Origin of the sequence: Proteus terrae subsp. cibarius, assembly GCF_011045835.1 — a bacterium.
GTDB classification, from domain to species: domain Bacteria; phylum Pseudomonadota; class Gammaproteobacteria; order Enterobacterales; family Enterobacteriaceae; genus Proteus; species Proteus cibarius.
Genome location: NZ_CP047349.1, coordinates 2090593 through 2109846, shown reverse-complemented (window position 1 = coordinate 2109846; position 19254 = coordinate 2090593). Strand labels below are relative to the sequence as shown.

The window sequence follows — 19254 nt, the reverse complement described above, 5'->3', positions numbered from 1 at the left end:
CATATTAAAATTAAACGCTTGTTTAATTAAATGAGGTAAACAAGAAAATACCCTTTTAAATAATTAAAAGGGTATTTCAAATAGAGTATTGACTTAAATTACAGCAGGAAATCGTCTAATGATTTGCCTTCTTCATCAATAGCACGTTTGATTACAGCTGGTGTACGACCTTGGCCTGTCCAAGTTTTAGTTTCACCATTTTCATCAACGTAAGAGTATTTAGCTGGGCGAGCTGCGCGTTTAGCACGGCCAGTTTTATTAACAGCACTTGCTTCAAGTAAGTCTGTTGGATCAATACCGGCTTCTTCTAACATTTCACGGTATTTTTGTAATTTCTGAATACGTTCTTCTTCAGCTGCTTTTTCTAATGAGAATTCTTCACGACGCTCATTAACGACAACTTCGAGTTTCTCCAGCATTTCTTCTAAAGTTTCTAAAGAAGTTTCTCTTGCTTGTGCGCGGAGAGTACGGATGTTATTTAATATTTTTAAAGATTCGCTCATTTTCCTGGTCTCAAATAAATGTTGTTGGCTGATGTAATACTAATAATAGATTGCTATTTAAATTTCTGCAATACCTAAATACAAACCTTACGTAAAATTTCTTTTTTTTAAACTAATTTCTCAACGAAAAAAATAATAAAAGTAGAGGTATCTTTAGTCAATAAAGGAAATATTAGTAAGGAAATGCATCTTTTAACTGATGATAGCCCTAATGCTAAAGAATAGAAAGCTTTGTTCATTTTTTTATAATAACGGACTTTTTTCTAAAAATGGAATCGGACTAACTTTCATACTTTAATAAAGGTATATCAAGGTGTGTTTAAATATGTTAAGTACTTATTAAAGCTATTTATTTTTTAAGCAAAAATTAGCATTAACAACGAACTTCATCTTTCGATGGTATATCTAGAATAGAAATAAAGGTAATAAATACTTGTTATGGATAACTTGTAGATTGTTTATGTTAGACTGTCGCTCGTGAAAATAAACACTATTTAAGGAGAGAGCTGATGGCTCAGCTTTACTTTTATTATTCAGCCATGAATGCTGGAAAATCAACATCTTTATTGCAATCCTCATATAACTATAATGAACGAGGAATGCGCACATTGATTTTCACCGCGGCTATTGATACACGCTTTGCAAAGGGAAAGATTAGCTCAAGAATAGGACTAAGTGCGGATGCATTACTCTTTAGTGATGATATGAATATTCGTGATGTTATTGTTGCTGAGCATAACAAACAGCCTATTCACTGTGTATTGATTGATGAGTGCCAATTTTTAAGTAAGGCACATGTCGAACAACTTTGTGAAATAACGGATACCTATGATATTCCCGTTCTTACATATGGGCTAAGAACGGATTTTAGAGGTGAGTTATTTACTGGTAGTGCTTATTTATTAGCATGGGCTGATAAGCTCGTAGAACTTAAAACAGTATGTTACTGCGGTAGAAAGGCGAATAAAGTATTACGCTTAGATGATAAAGGAAATGTACTAAGTGATGGTGCTCAAGTTGAAATTGGTGGAAATGAAAAATATGTTTCAGTCTGCCGTAAGCATTATACGCAGGCAACGCTAAAAGGGTGTATTGAACAAGAGTAACCTTTTCATTTTCCCTCTTTTACTAATTTTCAAGGGTGAAAGAGGGGGATGAAATAAGAATTCAAATAAAATGTTATATTACGTAATACTAAAAAATGTTTATATATTTTTAAATTTTAGCCAATTAATTGGCTTTTTTTATATCAAATTGCGGTGGGGTTGATTTTCCTCTGTGAAGATATGTTATTTTTTTATGGGAAAATTTATTTATTTCATCGATTTCATTATCATTAATCAAAAAAGACATAATCAAATATACGTAAGGTGTTTGTTTTGTGATGTCGATATTGTTTTTTACAAATGATAAGAGAGAAAGACATTTGATGCATTTATATTGTTCATAGTTTAATAAAATTGAATAAAGATAGTCATAAAATACTAAAAAATATTTCCTTTATCTATGGTTGGTATAATGAAACATTTATATCGAGTTTTATAGATGCCGATTATAGGGTGCTTAAGTTGTTATTGAATAAATAAAATACTTCACTTGATGCCTGTTAATACGGATAAACAGGCTTCTTTCATACTCCTAAAGGAGTAATTTTCAAGTAGAATGTACAAATAGCGACCTTTATTACGTTATTACTTTAGCTGACTCAAACTAACAAACCTCATTTTGATAATATTTTATTGAAACTATGTTTCTTATAAAACCAAGATAACTAGAGATATAAAATATTTATATTTCTATATTTTGAGCACTAATTAATAATCAATATGATTAAGTCTATTTATTTTTTATCAGATAAGAATAAAAGTACGATTGCAAATCGTAACGTGAACACGTTTGTTTCAAATAACATTTCGTTATAGTCATTTTATGAGGTAAATAAGGTAAGAGTGAAATAATTATACTAACTAATGAAAGAGGAGGAGAGTTTGATGCACTCTGTAATCACTCGTAAGGCATTTTCTATAATGTGGTAATGCAATGATGCTACTTAAGAGATAAGTTGCTCAGCGCCTTTTTTAGAGCCAATTATAAACATATAAAGAAAGGCACTGTTTTTATAGTAAAAATAAAACCCACTAACTAAGTGTAAGTACTTATAGTTTATGACTAAATAATGACTTATTGCGACTAACTTCTCAATCTTAAAAATCAGTAGCAAAGTGTATATAGAATAATATAGATAAGTAAGAAACCATAAAAAACACCCAGCCATAAGACTGGGTGTTTATTTAAGAACAAATAACCGAAATATTGAGGATCATACTAACACAGCGTGTTTCGATTATTTTTTACTGCTTTTTTTAGCAGGTTTTGTCTCTTCTTTCACTTCAACAACGGGGTGTTCATTAAATTCACGACCGTAGTAAGAATCTAATAACAGTTGTTTTAATTCAGAGATCAGTGGGTAACGTGGGTTAGCACCAGTACACTGATCGTCAAACGCATCTTCAGATAATTTATCAACTCTTGCTAAGAAATCACTTTCTTGAACGCCAGCTTCACGAATAGAGGATGGAATTCCTAAGGAAGATTTCATTTCTTCTAACCAAGCTAATAATTTCTCAATTTTAGCAGCAGTACGGTCACCCGGTGCTGAAAGTTCTAAATGGTCGGCAATTTCTGCATAACGACGGCGTGCTTGAGGGCGGTCGTATTGGCTAAATGCAGTTTGTTTGGTTGGGTTGTCATTAGCGTTATAACGAATAACGTTTGAAATTAATAACGCATTAGCTAAACCGTGAGGAATATGGAACTCAGAGCCTAATTTATGCGCCATTGAGTGACAAACACCCAAGAATGCGTTAGCAAAAGCGATACCTGCAATAGTTGCTGCGTTATGAACACGCTCACGAGCAACAGGGTTTTTAGCACCTTCATGATAACTTGCAGGCAGATATTCTTTCAGTAATTTTAATGCTTGCAGTGCTTGTCCATCAGAATATTCGTTTGCTAATACAGAAACGTAAGCTTCTAATGCGTGAGTTACAGCATCTAAACCACCAAATGCACACAGAGATTTAGGCATATTCATAACAAGGTTTGCATCAACGATAGCCATATCTGGTGTTAATGCATAGTCTGCTAATGGGTATTTCTGACCTGTTTCATCATCAGTTACTACTGCAAATGGTGTTACTTCAGAACCAGTACCTGATGTTGTTGTGATAGCAACCATCTGTGCTTTCACACCCATTTTCGGGAATTTGTAAATACGTTTACGGATATCCATAAAGCGTAATGCTAATTCTTCGAAGTGAGTTTCTGGATGTTCATACATAACCCACATGATTTTTGCAGCATCCATTGGTGAACCACCACCTAATGCGATGATCACATCAGGTTTAAAGCTGTTCATCTGTTCCGCGCCTTTACGCACAACGCTTAATGTTGGATCTGCTTCAACTTCAAAGAAAACTTCTGTTTCAACACCAAATTTTTTCAGTACACGAGTGACTTCATCAACATAACCATTGTTGAATAAGAAACCATCGGTCACGATAAAGGCACGTTTTTTACCATCAGTCGCAATCTCTTCCAGTGCGATAGGTAAACAACCACGGCGGAAGTAAATAGATTTAGGAAGTTTATGCCACAACATATTTTCTGCTCTTTTCGCCACGGTTTTAGTGTTGATAAGGTGTTTTGGCCCTACGTTTTCAGAAATGGAGTTACCACCCCATGAACCACAACCTAATGTTAGAGAAGGAGCAAGTTTAAAGTTGTATAAGTCACCAATACCACCTTGAGATGCTGGAGTATTGATTAAAATACGAGATGTTTTCATCTTGTCGCCGAAGTAGGCAACATGTTCAGGGCAGTTATCTTGGTCTGTATATAAGCATGAAGTATGACCGATACCACCCATCTCAACTAATTTTTCAGCTTTTAGTACTGCATCTTCAAATGATTGAGCATGATACATTGCTAATAGTGGAGATAATTTCTCGTGAGCAAACGGCTCAGCTTCGGTTGTTTCTTTTACTTCACCAATTAAAATTTTGGTATTTACGGGTACTTCAATGCCGGCCATTTCAGCAATTTTTGTTGCAGGTTGGCCCACAATAGCTGCGTTTAAGTTACCGTCTTTTAAGATGATATCTTGAACAGCTTTTAATTCTTTACCTGTCAGCATGTAACCGCCGTGAGTAGAGAAACGTTCACGAACTTGTTTATAAATGCTGTCAACAACGATAACGGATTGCTCTGACGCACAAATTACGCCGTTATCGAAAGTTTTCGACATTAAGATTGAAGCCACTGCACGTTTGATATCAGCAGAGTCATCAATAACAACTGGCGTATTACCTGCGCCAACACCGATAGCTGGTTTACCAGAACTATACGCTGCTTTAACCATGCCTGGACCACCTGTCGCTAAGATCAGGTTAATATCATCATGGTGCATTAATGCGTTAGATAGAGCGACTGAAGGCTCATCAATCCAACCGATAATATCTTTTGGTGCGCCTGCTGCGATAGCCGCATTTAAGACGATTTCAGCAGCACGGTTTGTCGCTTCTTTTGCACGAGGGTGTGGAGAGAAGATAATACCATTACGTGTTTTTAAGCTAATTAATGCTTTAAAAATCGCAGTAGAAGTTGGGTTAGTTGTTGGTACGATACCACAGATGATCCCAATAGGTTCAGCGATGGTTATTGTGCCGTAAGTCAGATCTTCAGATAAGATCCCGCAGGTTTTTTCGTCTTTATACGCATTGTAGATATACTCAGAAGCAAAGTGGTTTTTAATTACTTTATCTTCAACGATACCCATACCAGACTCTTTAACAGCCAATTTTGCAAGGGGAATACGGGCATCAGCGGCAGCTAATGCAGCTGCACGGAAAATAGCATCAACTTGTTCTTGAGAGAAGTTAGCAAATTCACGTTGAGCTTTTTTTACACGAGCAACCAAATCATTGAGTTCAGTAACGTTAGTTACAGACATAAAGAGACTCCTGATAAAATGTTAAATTTTTTAAGCAAATTAGCCGTTTTCATCACATGTAATAAGAATAGCCTAGATAGATGATAATGTGCTTATTTCAGTAATAATTATTAGAGGGCATAATTTGCTTAAAAAACTTAAAAAAAACAATAATAAAGGTAAATATATTTTCGAAGTAACCCTCTTTTTTCGAATGATAACAGCTTACCATCTTTCTAATTAATTAACGTGATATATATCACAAAATTAGCAAGCTGACACCTTTCAGCATGGCTATTTATGAGAATGATTCTTATATGTGATAAATGTTCAACGATTTTTTTGTCGTATAGTTTATTTCGATATAAAATTAAACCACTAGGTTTTGATCGGTTTACAAGAGAATATTTTAGGTAAAAACTTGTTAACTAATAGAATTAACTGGTTTATTGATTTAAAGTAACGCGCATTTTTTGGAGTTACTCTATCTTTTATAGAATAATTCGCATGTTTATTAGCCAAGAAGGGGCTTTTCATGGGGTCACTGCTGGATTTATCCGGTTATATTAAATTTTTTGTCGGTCTTTTTGCGATTGTAAACCCAATTGGTATTTTGCCTGTCTTTATCAGTATGACGAGTTATCAAACTGATGCAGGGCGTAACAAAACAAACTTAATTGCGAATGGCTCCGTTGCGATTATTTTAGTTTCTTCTCTGTTAATCGGTGATTCTATACTGAGTATTTTCGGTATTTCTATCGACTCGTTTCGTATAGCAGGGGGAATGCTGATTGTTACTATTGCGATGACCATGATAAATGGACGTTTAGGAGAAGATAAACAAAACAATCAGGAACGAAACGAATCGGCAGTACGTAGTAGTGTTGCTGTTGTGCCTTTAGCATTACCATTAATGGCCGGACCTGGAGCAATCAGTTCTTGTATTGTGTGGAGTTCTCGTTGGGAAGGTTTTACTAACTTTTTAGGATTAGCCGCAACCAGCATCTTTTTTGCATTTTGTTGTTGGTTACTGTTTCGCAGCGCAACACTATTAGTGAAATATTTAGGGCAAACCGGCATTAACGTGGTTACTCGTATAATGGGCTTATTATTAATGTCGTTAGGTATTGAATTTATTGTGACCGGATTACGTTCTATTTTCCCGGGCTTATTAGTTTAAACACAGCGCAGAACAATTAAAAAACGGTACGACTAAACAGTACTATTAAAAACGAGCAGTATTAATAACGTAATGCTGCTCGGTTCTTTTCTTTTATTCTCTTTTATTTCAATCAAGACGATGTATCCCTTTTGATAACGCATCTCGATCGTAATGTTGTGTTAATTCACCATTTTCCATTAATGCAGCTCGATCCGACATATGTGCGATAACATCTGCATCATGGCTGACAAGTAAATAAGTCATATTATGCTGTTTTTTCAGTGTGTTAAGCAGATTTAAGATCTCGGCTTGTACTGACATATCTAGCGCTGAAGTTGGTTCATCTAAAAGTAATAGTTGAGGTTGTAATAAAAGGGCTCTTGCAATGGCGACACGTTGACGTTGTCCACCTGAAAGTTGATGTGGATAACGACTCGTCACATCGGCAGGCAAACCAACTTGGGTTAATGCTTGCTCAATTGTCTCTTTATCAAAAGGAATTTGGTGGATTTTTAAAGGCTCAGAGAACGCTCGCTCAATACGGTGTTGAGGGTGTAAAGAGGCGTAGGGATCTTGAAACACCATTTGTATATTACGGCGCAAAGCTCCTTGAAAACGTTGTTGAGGTTTAATTTTTTGCCCTAAAAGCGATATATCACCTTGCCAATGAGGCAATAATCCTGCGATCACGCGCAACACAGTCGATTTTCCACAGCCAGAACGACCAATTAAGCTAAAGGTTTCGCCTTGTTGAACATGTAGATTGATCCCTTTTACAACGTGCTTTGCTTGTTTACCTTGTTCAAATTGAACATGTAAATCATGAATATCAATTAACATGATGTAGCCCCTTAAAATTAAGCGTTCTATCTAATACTGGCAATTGAGTGCCATAAGTGCTTGCATTAGGTCTACATGTCCAAAGTGTACGTGTATAAGGATGTGACGCCGTCGGTAGCGCTTTAGCATCGAGTTCATCAACTTGCTCGCCTTGATACATCACCATGACGCGCTCGCAATATTCAGCAACAAGGGGTAAATCATGGCTAATCAGTAATAAACCCATATTACGCTGTTCACACTGAGTAGTGATCAGTTCAAGGATTTGATGACGTAACTGAGCATCCAGTGCAGATGTTGGCTCATCGGCAATTAAAATAGTCGGGTTATTAATTAGCGCAATCGCTATCATTGCTCGTTGCCCCATACCACCTGATAATTCACCGGGATAACGATAAATATTCTGTTCAGGTAAGCCGACAGACAGCAAGGTATCGATGATAAGTTGACGCCTATCTTGGCGTGAAAGTTTTTGATGTTGTTTTACAGTTTCTTCTACTTGCTGATAAATGGTTTTTACAGGATTTAATGCATAGCGTGGATCTTGTAATACCATTGAAATTGTATTACCGCGGATGTTATTCCATTGGCGAGATGAAAAATCTAATAGATTATTTCCCTGTAAGTTCAGTGTATCTGCGCTGACTTTTCCCGGATGACGAACAAGCCCCATTAATGCACGAGCGGTCATTGATTTGCCAGAGCCAGATTCACCAACAACCGCCAAACGTTCTTGACCCAAAGTAAAAGAGACATTATTGACAACTCTTGTCTTTGGAAAATCGATAGAGAGGTTATTGACCTCAATTAATGGTGTTTTATTCATGGGTATCTCCCAATACATCACGTAATCCATCACCTAATAAATTAAATGCCAGACTGCTGATTAAAATTGCCGTACCCGGAATAGCTGCAATCCACCATTGATCAAAAATAACGGGCATACCTTCTGCGATCATCGCTCCCCATTCCGCCATCGGCGGGCGAGCACCTAATCCAAGGAAGCCTAATCCGGCTGCTGCGAGAATAATCACAGCCAAATTCAGTGCTAAACGCACAATGGCTGAAGGTAAACATAGCGGTAAGATATGTCCCCATAACAGTCGGATACCTTTAATTCCCATCATTTCGGCAGCAGCAAGGTAATCACTATTGCGTAAATGCTGAATTTCACTGCGAGATTGTCGTGCATAAGCCGGCCATGCAGTTAAAGCCAGTGCTAATGCACCATTAAGTAGACCAGGTCCCAACATTGCGACAAAGGCGAAGGCGAGAATAAGAGAAGGCATCGACATCACAATATCAGTGAATCTCATTAAAATACGTTCAGTCCAACCACCGTAATACCCAGATAAGATCCCAATTAATAACCCTAAAGGTAGCGTAATAAGCGCGACCAGCCCCACTAAACCTAGCATTGGGCGAGTACCGTAAATAAGTCGAGAAAGAATATCGCGCCCATAATTATCTGTCCCTAGCCAATGTTCAGCATTGGGTGCTAATAAACGTTGGGCAGCATGTTGCCAATTGGGATCGTAAGGGGCTAACCAAGGTGCAAAAATAGCAATAATTAACAGTAAAATAAGCAACGATAAACCGATAAATGCAGAAGGCGAACGCGCTATTTTTCTTAAAAATGGAGATGACATTAGCGGAGCCTCGGATCAGTCAAACGAATAACGATATCGGTCATATTATTGATAAAAACAAAGCATAAACCGATAACTAAAGTACCGCCCATAATGGCTGTGGTATCACCTGCAAAAAGAGCTGTTGTGAGATATCGACCAATTCCCGGCCAAGAAAAGACCGTTTCTGTTAATACGGCACCTTCTAACATGCCAGTATAAGACAAGGCGATAATGGTCATTAAGACACCACGAATATTAGGTAGTACGTGATAAAAAAGAATACGCAATTCACCAATGCCTTTTGCTCTTGCTAACGTGACATACTCTTTATTCATTTCGTTTAAGCAGGCTGAACGAGTTAAACGAGTAATAGAAGCAAGGGCAAAATACGCTAATAGAGAAACGGGCAAAATAAGATGTGATAACGCATTAAAAAAAGCATCTTTATCTCCAGCTAATAACGTATCAATTAATGCAAAACCCGTTATAGGTTCAATGGTGAATTGATAAATATCGTCTAATCGCCCAGGGCCTGCTGTCCATTGTAATGTGGCATAGAAAAGCAATAGCAAAATCAAACCTAGCCAGAAAATAGGAACCGAGCTACCTAATAGCGTCAGAATTCGCAAAATAAAATCGAGCGGTGTTCCCACAAAACGCGCACATAAAACGCCGAATAAAATACCCAGACTGGCACCAATCAATAATGCAACGGTTGCTAATTCTAACGTGGCGGGAAAAGTCGCCAATAAATCATCAAGAACGGGTTGACCTGTTGATGTTGCTGTACCTAAATGCCCTTGCAACAGGGCTTCTACATAATGAAAAAACTGCATGTAGATAGGTAAATCCAGCCCTAACTTATGTTTTACTTGGTTATAGGTTTCAAGGCTTGCGTGATCACCAACAATTTGTAAAACAGGATCAACGGGTGAAAGAGCTGAAAGCGTAAAAGTGATGACAAGAAGCCCTAAAAGAGTCAGCACCAGAGTCAATATTCCTTGAGCAAAGGTAATTAACTGACCTTTTAGACGAATAGGTAACGTCATAGCAGTATTCATACAGCAATAGCCTAGTGAAATAGCAAAAAATAGACCATCCACAGTAACATGACTGTGGATGGCTTTAGGAAAATAAATATTATTTAGTTACTTTGTCATAATAGACCATATCTGCATTCAAACCTTGCGCATAACCGTTGACGTTATCGCGCATGACTATCTGGTTTTTGCCTTGGTCAATAAACACATAAGGTGAACTACGCTGTAACTCTTTTTGCATTTCAGTATAGAGCGATTGGCGTTTTACTTTGTCCGCTTCATTAAGTGCAGACAGAGTTTGCTGACTCAACTCAGGAATTTTCCAACCATTTAACCAAGCAACAGTATTGGATTGTCCATCATTATAAGCGAAGGCACTCGCATTTGAGTGCGCATCAAAATAATCAGGGATCCAAAAACGAATGGCTGCTTGATGCTGTTTAGCGCGTACACGGCTATACACTTGGCTGCCTGCTGCGGGTAATAAATCAACTTGTACACCCGCCTGAGCAAAGCTTGCTTGAATAGATTGCGCCACAGTGATGTAAGGAACTTTGTTCTCAACATCTAACGTAAAGCGTGCATTGGTAATACCCGCTTTGGCTAAAATTGCTTTGGCTTTTTCGGGATCAAAAGTAAAAGGATTATCTTTTAATGCACCCGGTAAGCCTACAGGTAAGAAGCTTTGGTGAATAAAGTACTGACCACGCATTAAATCTTCAGTAATGCCTTTGTAGTCAATTAAATAACGAGACGCTTCCCAAAATGCGGGGTTACTCAGCGCTGGGTTTCCACTGGCAGTATTAAAAGCCATATAAACTTGCTCAGCAGAAGGAATATCTAAAATTTTGATACCAGTTTTACCCGCTAAAGCTGCGGTCTGATCGGTACCTAAGTCACGCGCGATATCCGCATCACCTTTTTCAATTAATAAACGACGCGATGCCGGATCGGGCACGTTTTTAATAATAATATTGGCTATTTTAGGCGCGCCAGTTGGCGAAAGTGGATTAGCTTCTAACACAATAGCTTGACGTGGTTGATAGGCACGCATTTTGTATGCGCCACTGCCTGCTGAGTTCATCTTCAGCCAGCTATTCCCAAAGTCATTATTTTTAACATGAGCGGAAACCAGTTTTTCATCAACAATAGAAGCAATTGGTGTTGAAAGGATATTTAGCACAACATCAGGGCTGACATCAGCAGTCCAACGTACTTCTAATTCATTATCACTGACTTTTTTCAGCAGAGAATGAATGTTATCAGTTTTCCAACCCAACACATTTAGAATAAAAGCAGGTGATTTGTTCATGGTGATCGCACGCTGATAAGAGAAGATAATATCTTCAGGACGTACAGCGTTACCAGATGCAAATTTTGCCTCTGGCTTAATTTTAAATACGATTGTTTTTTGTTCAGGGTTCGCTTTCCAGCTTTCAACTAAAATCGGTTCATTAATTTCTGGATTATCACGATTAGGTTGAACAATACGTTGATATAAACTAGGCACAGTTTGAATACTGGATAGTTCATTACTTTCAGCAGGATCAAGGCTGACAATATCATCAAGCCCTTGTACCACAATTAATGTATTAGCAGGTGTTGCTGCAAATGCCGGTACGGAAAGGGCACCCACAACGAATAATGATAATAATTTTGCTTTCATGAGACGCTCCCTGAAACGGTGTAGCCAAAATCGTTATGTCAATAACTTATTAGAGCGTGTTAGCCTTTTATGGTCAATTTTTATTCGAATTAAAAGCATTTTAGGCAAGGCGATAAACACTAGCCTAGTGAACTAAGCTAGTGTTTATCAACGCAGAATAAAATGAGTAAAACGTCTTTTAATCGAACCTGTAAGGCAGCTTTCAACACTTGTTTTTATCTTAAGTGGACATTGTTAATGGCAATCAATGTCTATACTCGTTGAGTCGTTTGCTTTACTCGGTTTTCTTGCTGTAAAAATAAGCAAAAAAGGTTAACACGCTCTAATTATTATTACTTTGTGAAATTAACTTAGGCAAAACGTGACCAATGCGCAAAGTTTTAATTACGCTTACATATAACTCTTCGTTATAAGTGACCAAAATTAATTATGGTAGAAGAATAATTAACCGCAAGAAGATGATGATGAAATACTCCTTTAGTAGTAACCCATTGACTATTAAGTTGTAGTAGCTGAATTGATTAAGCTGTATTTGATATTCATCAATATTTCTTATAAGTAGTTTCGTATTTTAGCCTTAGAAATCTTTAAATCTGAGGCTAAAATGAGCAAGAAAACACTCGCAATCATTGGTAACGGTATGGTGGGACACCGTTATATCGAAGAGTTGATTGATAAAGGTGGCAATGAAGAATTTAATATTGTTGTCTTTTGTGAAGAACCTCGCGTTGCATATGATAGAGTCCATCTCTCCTCTTATTTTTCACATCACACTGCTGAAGAGCTCTCCTTAGTTAAACACGGTTATTACGAAAAACACCAAATAGAAGTATTAATTGGTGAGCGCGTGATAACCATTAATCGTGACGAAAAAGTGGTACACACGAATACCGGACGTTGTGTCAGTTACGATAAATTAGTGATGGCTACAGGCTCTTATCCGTGGGTTCCCCCAATTAAGGGAAATAACTCGCCAGACTGTTTTGTCTATCGGACTATTGAAGATCTAAACGCTATCGAATCTTGCGCACGTATTAGTGGTAAAGGGGCGGTGATTGGTGGTGGGTTGTTAGGTTTAGAAGCAGCCGGTGCGTTAAAAAGCTTAGGTATTGAAACTCACGTCATCGAGTTTGCTCCAACCTTAATGGCAGAGCAGCTGGATACATTAGGTGGTGAGCAACTTAAACGAAAAATAGAGCGTATGGGTGTAAAAGTGCATACCTCTAAAAACACCCAAGAAATATTATCAACTGGGGAAAGCGCACGTAAAACACTGCAATTTGCAGATGGTACATCTCTTGAAGTTGATTTTATTGTGTTTTCCACAGGTATTCGCCCGAAAGATAAGTTAGCTCGTCAGTGTGATTTAGATATTGCCCCACGAGGCGGCATTGTTATTAATGATTATTGCCAAACAACAGATCCTGATATTTATGCTATTGGTGAATGTGCATCTTGGCAAAATAAAACCTTCGGTTTAGTGGCGCCTGGCTACAAAATGGCACAAGTTGCGGTCGATAATTTATTAGGCCATCACTCTGTTTTTCAGGGTGCTGATTTAAGTGCAAAATTAAAACTTCTCGGTGTCGATGTCGGCGGTATTGGTGATGCTAATGGGCAACAAGCAGGGTGTCGTAGCTATATTTATCTGGACGAAGGCAAAGAAATCTATAAACGCCTGATTGTTAGTGAAGATAATAAATATCTATTAGGTGCTGTATTAGTGGGTGATACAGAAGATTATGGCAATCTTTTACAACTATCACTCAATACCATTGAATTACCAGAACACCCAGACTCTTTGATTTTACCCGCACATGCTGGAAATAAGCCGGCAATCGGTGTTGATTCACTACCGGAAACTGCACAAATTTGCTCTTGTTTTGATGTTACAAAAGGCGACATTATTCAAGCAATTGAACGAGGATGTCATACGGTTGCTGCTATAAAGGCAGAAACCAAAGTGGGCACAGGCTGTGGTGGCTGTATTCCTCTGGTGACTCAAGTCTTAAATGCAGAATTAGCTAAACAAGGTATTGAAGTTAATCACCATCTTTGTGAGCATTTCCACTATTCTCGCCAAGAGCTTTATCATCTTATTCGTGTAGAAGGGCTGAAAAGCTTTGATGAGTTGTTGAAAAAACACGGTCAAGGCTATGGTTGTGAAGTGTGTAAACCAACCGTCGGTTCATTGCTTGCTTCATGTTGGAATGATTATATCTTGCGTGATGATTTAGTTTCTCTGCAAGATACTAACGATAACTTCCTTGCGAATATGCAAAAAGATGGGACTTATTCCATTATTCCTCGCTCTCCTGGTGGTGAAATTACCCCAACAGGCATTATTGCCATTGGGCAAATCGCTCAAGAATACAATTTGTATACCAAAATTACGGGATCGCAACGAATGGCGATGTTCGGTGCACACAAACAGGATTTGCCCGCTATTTGGGAAAAACTGATAGCGGCGGGTTTTGAAACTGGTCATGCCTATGCAAAAGCACTGCGTATGGTAAAAACATGTGTAGGTAGTAGTTGGTGTCGTTTCGGTGTGGGTGATAGTGTCGGTTTGGGCGTTGCACTAGAGCATCGTTATAAAGGCATTAGAACACCTCATAAGATGAAATTTGGCGTATCAGGTTGTACTCGTGAATGTTCTGAAGCACAAGGTAAAGATGTCGGTATTATCGCCACAGATAAAGGCTGGAACCTCTATTTCGGTGGAAATGGTGGTATGAAACCACGCCATGGAGATCTCTTTGCTTCCGATCTCGATGAAGAAACCTTAGTGCATTATATCGACCGTTTTATGATGTTCTATATTCGTACTGCCGATAAGCTACAACGCACTTCAGTGTGGTTAGATAATTTAGAAGGCGGCATTGAATATTTACGTGATGTCATAATTAACGACAAATTAGGTTTAAATGCACAACTGGAAAAAGAACTTAAAACCTTACAAGAACGCGTTGCTTGTGAATGGAAAGAAACAGTTGATTCTCCAAAAGCATTAAAACGGTTTGCCCACTTTATTAATAATCCAATGCCTGATCCAACAGTGCAAACAGTAAAAGAACGATTTCAGCATCGTCCCGCACGTTTACATGAACGTATTGATATCAAACAGATCACTGAGGAGGCGCAATCATGAGCCAATGGATAGCTGTTTGCCAATTAGATGATATTACTCCGGGAACGGGTGTTTGTGCGCTGGTGGAACAAGATCACGTTGCCATATTTCGTCCTTATTCTGATTCGCGTTTATATGCGTTAAGCAATATAGATCCCTTTGCACATTCTAGCGTTCTATCACGAGGATTGATCGCTGAACATGAAAATGAGCTGTATATCGTCAGTCCGCTAAAAAAACAGCATTTTCGTTTAACGGATGGTTTTTGCCTTGAAGATGAGAATTTCTCGATCACTCATTTTGATATCAAGGTTGAAGGTAACACTGTTAGCGTTCGTAGTCGTAATGAGTCATCACAATAAATAGGGGAACGAATATGGATTACTTTCCTATATTCTGTCAGCTAAAAGATAAACCTTGTTTATTAGTAGGAGGTGGTGAGATTGCTGAACGTAAAGCGAGATTACTTATGGAGGCGGGCGCTATTATTTCAGTTGTCGCACCTTCATTTACAAGGCAATTTAGGCAGTGGCATACAGAGCAAAAACTAAACTGCATCACAGGAATATTCACTGAGGATCATCTGTCTGGTAAATGGCTTGTTATTGCTGCAACGGATAGCGAGCAAGTGAATCAACAGGTTTTTCAAACAGCGACGGAAAAACAGCTATTTTGTAATGTGGTTGATTCACCAGAGCAAGCCAGCTTTATTATGCCTTCTGTTATCGATCGCTCTCCTATCGTGGTGGCAATTTCATCGGGCGGAAAAGCACCTGTACTCGCTCGTATTTTGCGAGAAAAAATTGAGCAGTTACTCCCTAATTATCTTGGTGCACTAGCACAACTTGCCGGAAAGTTACGAGAGCAAATAAAACAACGTTTTTCATCGATGAGTGCCAGACGTTATTTTTGGGAGCAATTTTTCGCGGATAAATCATTACAAGCTGAAATAGAAGCGCAAAGAGATGTCGGTATTGAGCGACGTATTAGCGCACTGTTATCTGAAAATCAGCAACCTCTAGGTAGCGTTGTTTTAGTTGGCGCAGGGCCGGGTGATGCTGGGTTAATGACCATTAAAGGTTTACAGCAGTGCCAGCAAGCTGACGTGGTGGTTTACGATAGACTAGTGTCTGATGAAGTAATGGCATTAGTTCGTAGAGATGCACAACGTATTTATGTTGGTAAGCAAGCAGGTTTTCACTGTGTTCCTCAAGATGAAATCAATCAAATTTTAATCAAAGAAGCCATGGCGGGAAAGCGAGTGGTGAGATTAAAAGGGGGCGATCCCTTTATTTTTGGCCGAGGCAGTGAAGAACTAGAAGCTTTGATTGAACATCAGATCCCATTTTCTGTGATCCCCGGTATTACAGCTGCATCAGGTTGTACGACTTATGCAGGTATTCCTTTGACGCATCGAGATTATGCACAAAGTGTTCGATTTATTACGGGACATGGCAAAGGATTAAATGAAGCACAGTGGCAATGTATTGCACAAAAAAATCAGACTTTAGTGTTTTATATGGGATTAAGTAAAGCCCATTATATTCAGCAAATGTTACTCAGCCAAAACATGTGTGCGACAATGCCAGTCGCTATTATTGAAAAAGGAACATTAACGACACAAAAAGTGATTGTTGGTGAATTACGTCAACTGGCAGAGATGGCTGAAACAATGGAAAGCCCTGCACTGATTATAGTGGGGGAGGTCGTCTCATTGAATGAGAAGCTACAATGGTTTCAATCAAAGTCGGCTTAGTAGCTGAAAAATTTTGAAGTTATTATTTTAAAATTAAAAACCTCTTTAATATTCGAGATGTATATTAAAGAGGTTTTTTTATCTAACTCATAGAAATATAAATAAAAACTTTTTTATTTTTATTTTAATTAAACATTTAGATTAAATTTTAAAAATAAACAATAAAAGTGAATATTTAATAATCTATAAATATTTTTAGATTAGAATTGTTATTCAGCCTAAAGATGAGTTTATTGTTATTTGTAATTAATTTCAAAGAGAAACTCTTTACAAATAAAGCATCATAAAGTTCTGCAAGTCAGTTAAAAGCCATCCTAATTATATTAATTTTGTGAGCTAAGTAGGTTTTCTATCTATAAAACTTGCATGATGTTAATTTAATGTTTATTTGTTGTTTTGCCTCTCTTGATATGTATTTTTTATTTTCTCAATATAGAACGCTAGAGGGCTCAATAAAGTTAAGTGATAAGAATACCGCATTAATTGACAAAATTTACGATAAGTGTAAAAAAGAAGTGTGTTGTTATCATTTTTATCTCGTTAATATCAGCAAATATCTAAGAGTCATAAATATTACAATCAAAATTTAACAACGATACCTATCGTTAATTGAGCGACCCCGCTATAAATTATTGTTTATTAGGAGAGGTACCCATGAAAAATAAAGTTACGTTAAAAACAGTGTTTCCACTCAGTATTATGTCACTTGTCTTAACCTCTTTTTTTTCTCATGCCGTCACTCTTCCTGAAGGTACTATTCTGGCGAAACAACAGAATATTGTGATTAATAACGGAACTGAAGTTTCATCACTTGATCCACATAAAGTAGAAGGTGCACCAGAAACTAATATTATTTTAAATTTATTAGAAGGGCTGACTTATGTTGGGCCGAATGGTGAAAGTATGCCAGGCGTTGCACAACGCTGGGAAACTGATGATAACAAGGTGTGGACATTCTATTTGCGAGAAGATGCAAAATGGAGTGATGGTTCCCCAGTTACTGCTGAAGATTTTGTTTATAGCTGGCGTCGAGTGGTAGATCCTAAAACAGGTTCACCTTATGCCAGCTATCTCGAATATGCTTATGTTGAAAATATTACAGATATTCTTAGTGGCAAAAAATCCCCTGAAACATTAGGTGTGAAAGCGATTGATCCTCATACTTTTCAGGTGAGTTTAACAAAGCCAATTCCTTATTTAATCGATATGATCAGCCACACGCCATTAAAGCCCGTTAAAAAAGAGATTGTTGAAAAATATGGCGTGAATTGGACTCGCCCTGAAAACTTCGTTGGCAATGGTGCTTATGTTATTGAAAATTGGGTTGTAAATGAAAAGGTGACTTTAAAGCGTAATCCACTTTATTGGGATAATAAAAATACCATTATTGAACAAGCCATATTTTTACCAATAAGCTCGGAAACTAGTGATGTTAATCGCTATCGCAGTGGTGAAATCGATATCACTAATAGCGCTATTCCTCCTGTTCTTTATAGAAAAATGAAGCAAGAGCAACCTGAAAATTTACATGTCACACCGTATTTATGTACTTTCTATTATGAATTAAATAATCAAAAAGCGCCTTTTGATGATCCGCGAGTTCGAGAAGCGGTAAAGCTTACTCTTGATAGAGAAGTGATTGCCGAAAAAATAATGGGGCAAGGACAAATACCTGCTTACTCTTTTACACCTTCTTTTATTGGTAACGGTAATTTTAAAGCTCCTAAATGGGCTTATTGGACGCAACAACAACGTAATGAAAGGGCGCGTGAATTATTAAAAGAAGCGGGATTTAATAGTCAAAATCCGTTGACTTTCACATTGCTCTACAATACTTCAGATCAAAATAAACAGCAGGCAATAGCGGCCGCATCAATGTGGAAAAAAAGTATTGGTGCAAATGTAACGTTGCAAAATCAAGAATGGAAAACGGCATTAGAAAACCGTAATCAAGGAAATTACCAAGTTGCAAGAGCAACATGGTGCGCAGATTACAATGAACCTACCTCATTTTTAAACTCGTTTCTTTCCAGCAGCAGTCTAAATACCGTTTTTTATGAAAATAAAGATTACGACGATGCATTAAATAATGCCTCAATTGCTGTTGATAAAGGGGCACGTCATCAACTCTATCAACGGGCTGAAGCCTTGCTAGACAAGGATTCGGCGATAGTGCCTGTTTATTATCGTGTCAGTGTTAGATTAGTTAGTCCAAAAGTAGGCGGATTTACAGGTAAAGACCCCTTTGATTATACGGACTTAAAGCGCTATTTTATAAAGGCAGATAACTAAAACTGGTAAATTATCGATATTCTATAGTTATGTGCGATTTTGAATCATTAAAAGTGATTTAAAAAGTAGTAACACAATAAAAAGCTACACAAAAAAGCTACCGGCATAAAAAATTATAATGCTATCAGGCAATTAAGCACTGATAGTAAATAAGCAAGATTTATTTTTTTGTAAAAACAATAAGTTGTGTAAACCGTTCTAAAACACAACTGAACATCACAGAATGGTTGTCTAACAACCAACT

General features: G+C 37.6%; 13 protein-coding genes. 6 read left to right on the top strand and 7 right to left on the bottom strand.

Annotated features, from left to right (window positions below):
- Positions 1-98 precede the first annotated feature (98 nt).
- On the bottom strand, positions 99-503 hold the full coding sequence (gene hns, locus GTH25_RS09855; protein WP_075673958.1) for a histone-like nucleoid-structuring protein H-NS: 405 nt from the start codon (positions 501-503) through the stop codon (positions 99-101).
- Between the two features lie 509 nt (positions 504-1012).
- On the opposite strand from hns, the gene GTH25_RS09850 reads away from it, so the two are divergent.
- Positions 1013-1609, top strand: a complete 597-nt coding sequence (locus GTH25_RS09850) for a thymidine kinase (protein WP_023581977.1) — start codon at positions 1013-1015, stop codon at positions 1607-1609.
- A 1238-nt stretch (positions 1610-2847) separates the two neighbouring features.
- On the opposite strand, the gene adhE is transcribed toward GTH25_RS09850, so the two are convergent.
- Complete coding sequence (adhE, locus tag GTH25_RS09845; RefSeq protein WP_075673957.1) at positions 2848-5514, bottom strand: bifunctional acetaldehyde-CoA/alcohol dehydrogenase; 2667 nt, start codon at positions 5512-5514, stop codon at positions 2848-2850.
- Between the two features lie 514 nt (positions 5515-6028).
- On the opposite strand from adhE, the gene GTH25_RS09840 reads away from it, so the two are divergent.
- Entirely contained in the window at positions 6029-6673 is a 645-nt protein-coding gene (locus tag GTH25_RS09840) for a YchE family NAAT transporter (RefSeq protein WP_036936397.1), read from the top strand.
- Positions 6674-6781: 108 nt separating this feature from the next.
- Here the strand turns inward: GTH25_RS09840 and GTH25_RS09835 are convergent, their stop codons facing one another.
- From GTH25_RS09835 to GTH25_RS09815, 5 genes are all read right to left on the bottom strand, one after another.
- Positions 6782-7498, bottom strand: a complete 717-nt coding sequence (locus GTH25_RS09835; RefSeq protein ID WP_171455368.1) for an ABC transporter ATP-binding protein — start codon at positions 7496-7498, stop codon at positions 6782-6784.
- Positions 7485-8321 carry an ABC transporter ATP-binding protein gene (locus GTH25_RS09830; protein ID WP_075673955.1) on the bottom strand — a complete coding sequence of 279 codons (837 nt, stop codon included), beginning with the start codon at positions 8319-8321 and terminating at the stop codon, positions 7485-7487. Before GTH25_RS09830 ends, GTH25_RS09835 begins: the two co-directional genes overlap by 14 nt.
- Complete coding sequence (locus GTH25_RS09825; RefSeq protein ID WP_075673954.1) at positions 8314-9144, bottom strand: ABC transporter permease; 831 nt, start codon at positions 9142-9144, stop codon at positions 8314-8316. The genes GTH25_RS09830 and GTH25_RS09825 overlap by 8 nt, the downstream gene beginning before the upstream one ends.
- Positions 9144-10187, bottom strand: coding sequence for an ABC transporter permease (locus GTH25_RS09820; RefSeq protein WP_156733515.1), 1044 nt, complete (start codon positions 10185-10187; stop codon positions 9144-9146). Before GTH25_RS09820 ends, GTH25_RS09825 begins: the two co-directional genes overlap by 1 nt.
- Positions 10188-10266: 79 nt before the next feature.
- Positions 10267-11832 (bottom strand): ABC transporter substrate-binding protein, encoded by a 1566-nt coding sequence (locus GTH25_RS09815; protein WP_075673952.1) that lies wholly within the window; start codon positions 11830-11832, stop codon positions 10267-10269.
- Between the two features lie 604 nt (positions 11833-12436).
- Here GTH25_RS09815 and nirB point away from each other — a divergent pair.
- From nirB to GTH25_RS09795, 4 genes are all read left to right on the top strand, one after another.
- Positions 12437-14983, top strand: coding sequence for a nitrite reductase large subunit NirB (gene nirB, locus GTH25_RS09810; RefSeq protein ID WP_164530534.1), 2547 nt, complete (start codon positions 12437-12439; stop codon positions 14981-14983).
- Positions 14980-15324, top strand: a complete 345-nt coding sequence (nirD, locus tag GTH25_RS09805) for a nitrite reductase small subunit NirD (RefSeq protein ID WP_164530533.1) — start codon at positions 14980-14982, stop codon at positions 15322-15324. Before nirB ends, nirD begins: the two co-directional genes overlap by 4 nt.
- A gap of 14 nt (positions 15325-15338) precedes the next feature.
- Positions 15339-16718: a siroheme synthase CysG gene (gene cysG, locus GTH25_RS09800; protein ID WP_099660520.1), complete on the top strand. Its 1380-nt coding sequence runs from the start codon at positions 15339-15341 to the stop codon at positions 16716-16718.
- A 654-nt stretch (positions 16719-17372) separates the two neighbouring features.
- On the top strand, positions 17373-19010 hold the full coding sequence (locus GTH25_RS09795) for an ABC transporter substrate-binding protein (RefSeq protein WP_164530532.1): 1638 nt from the start codon (positions 17373-17375) through the stop codon (positions 19008-19010).
- The last annotated feature ends 244 nt before the right edge of the window (positions 19011-19254 follow it).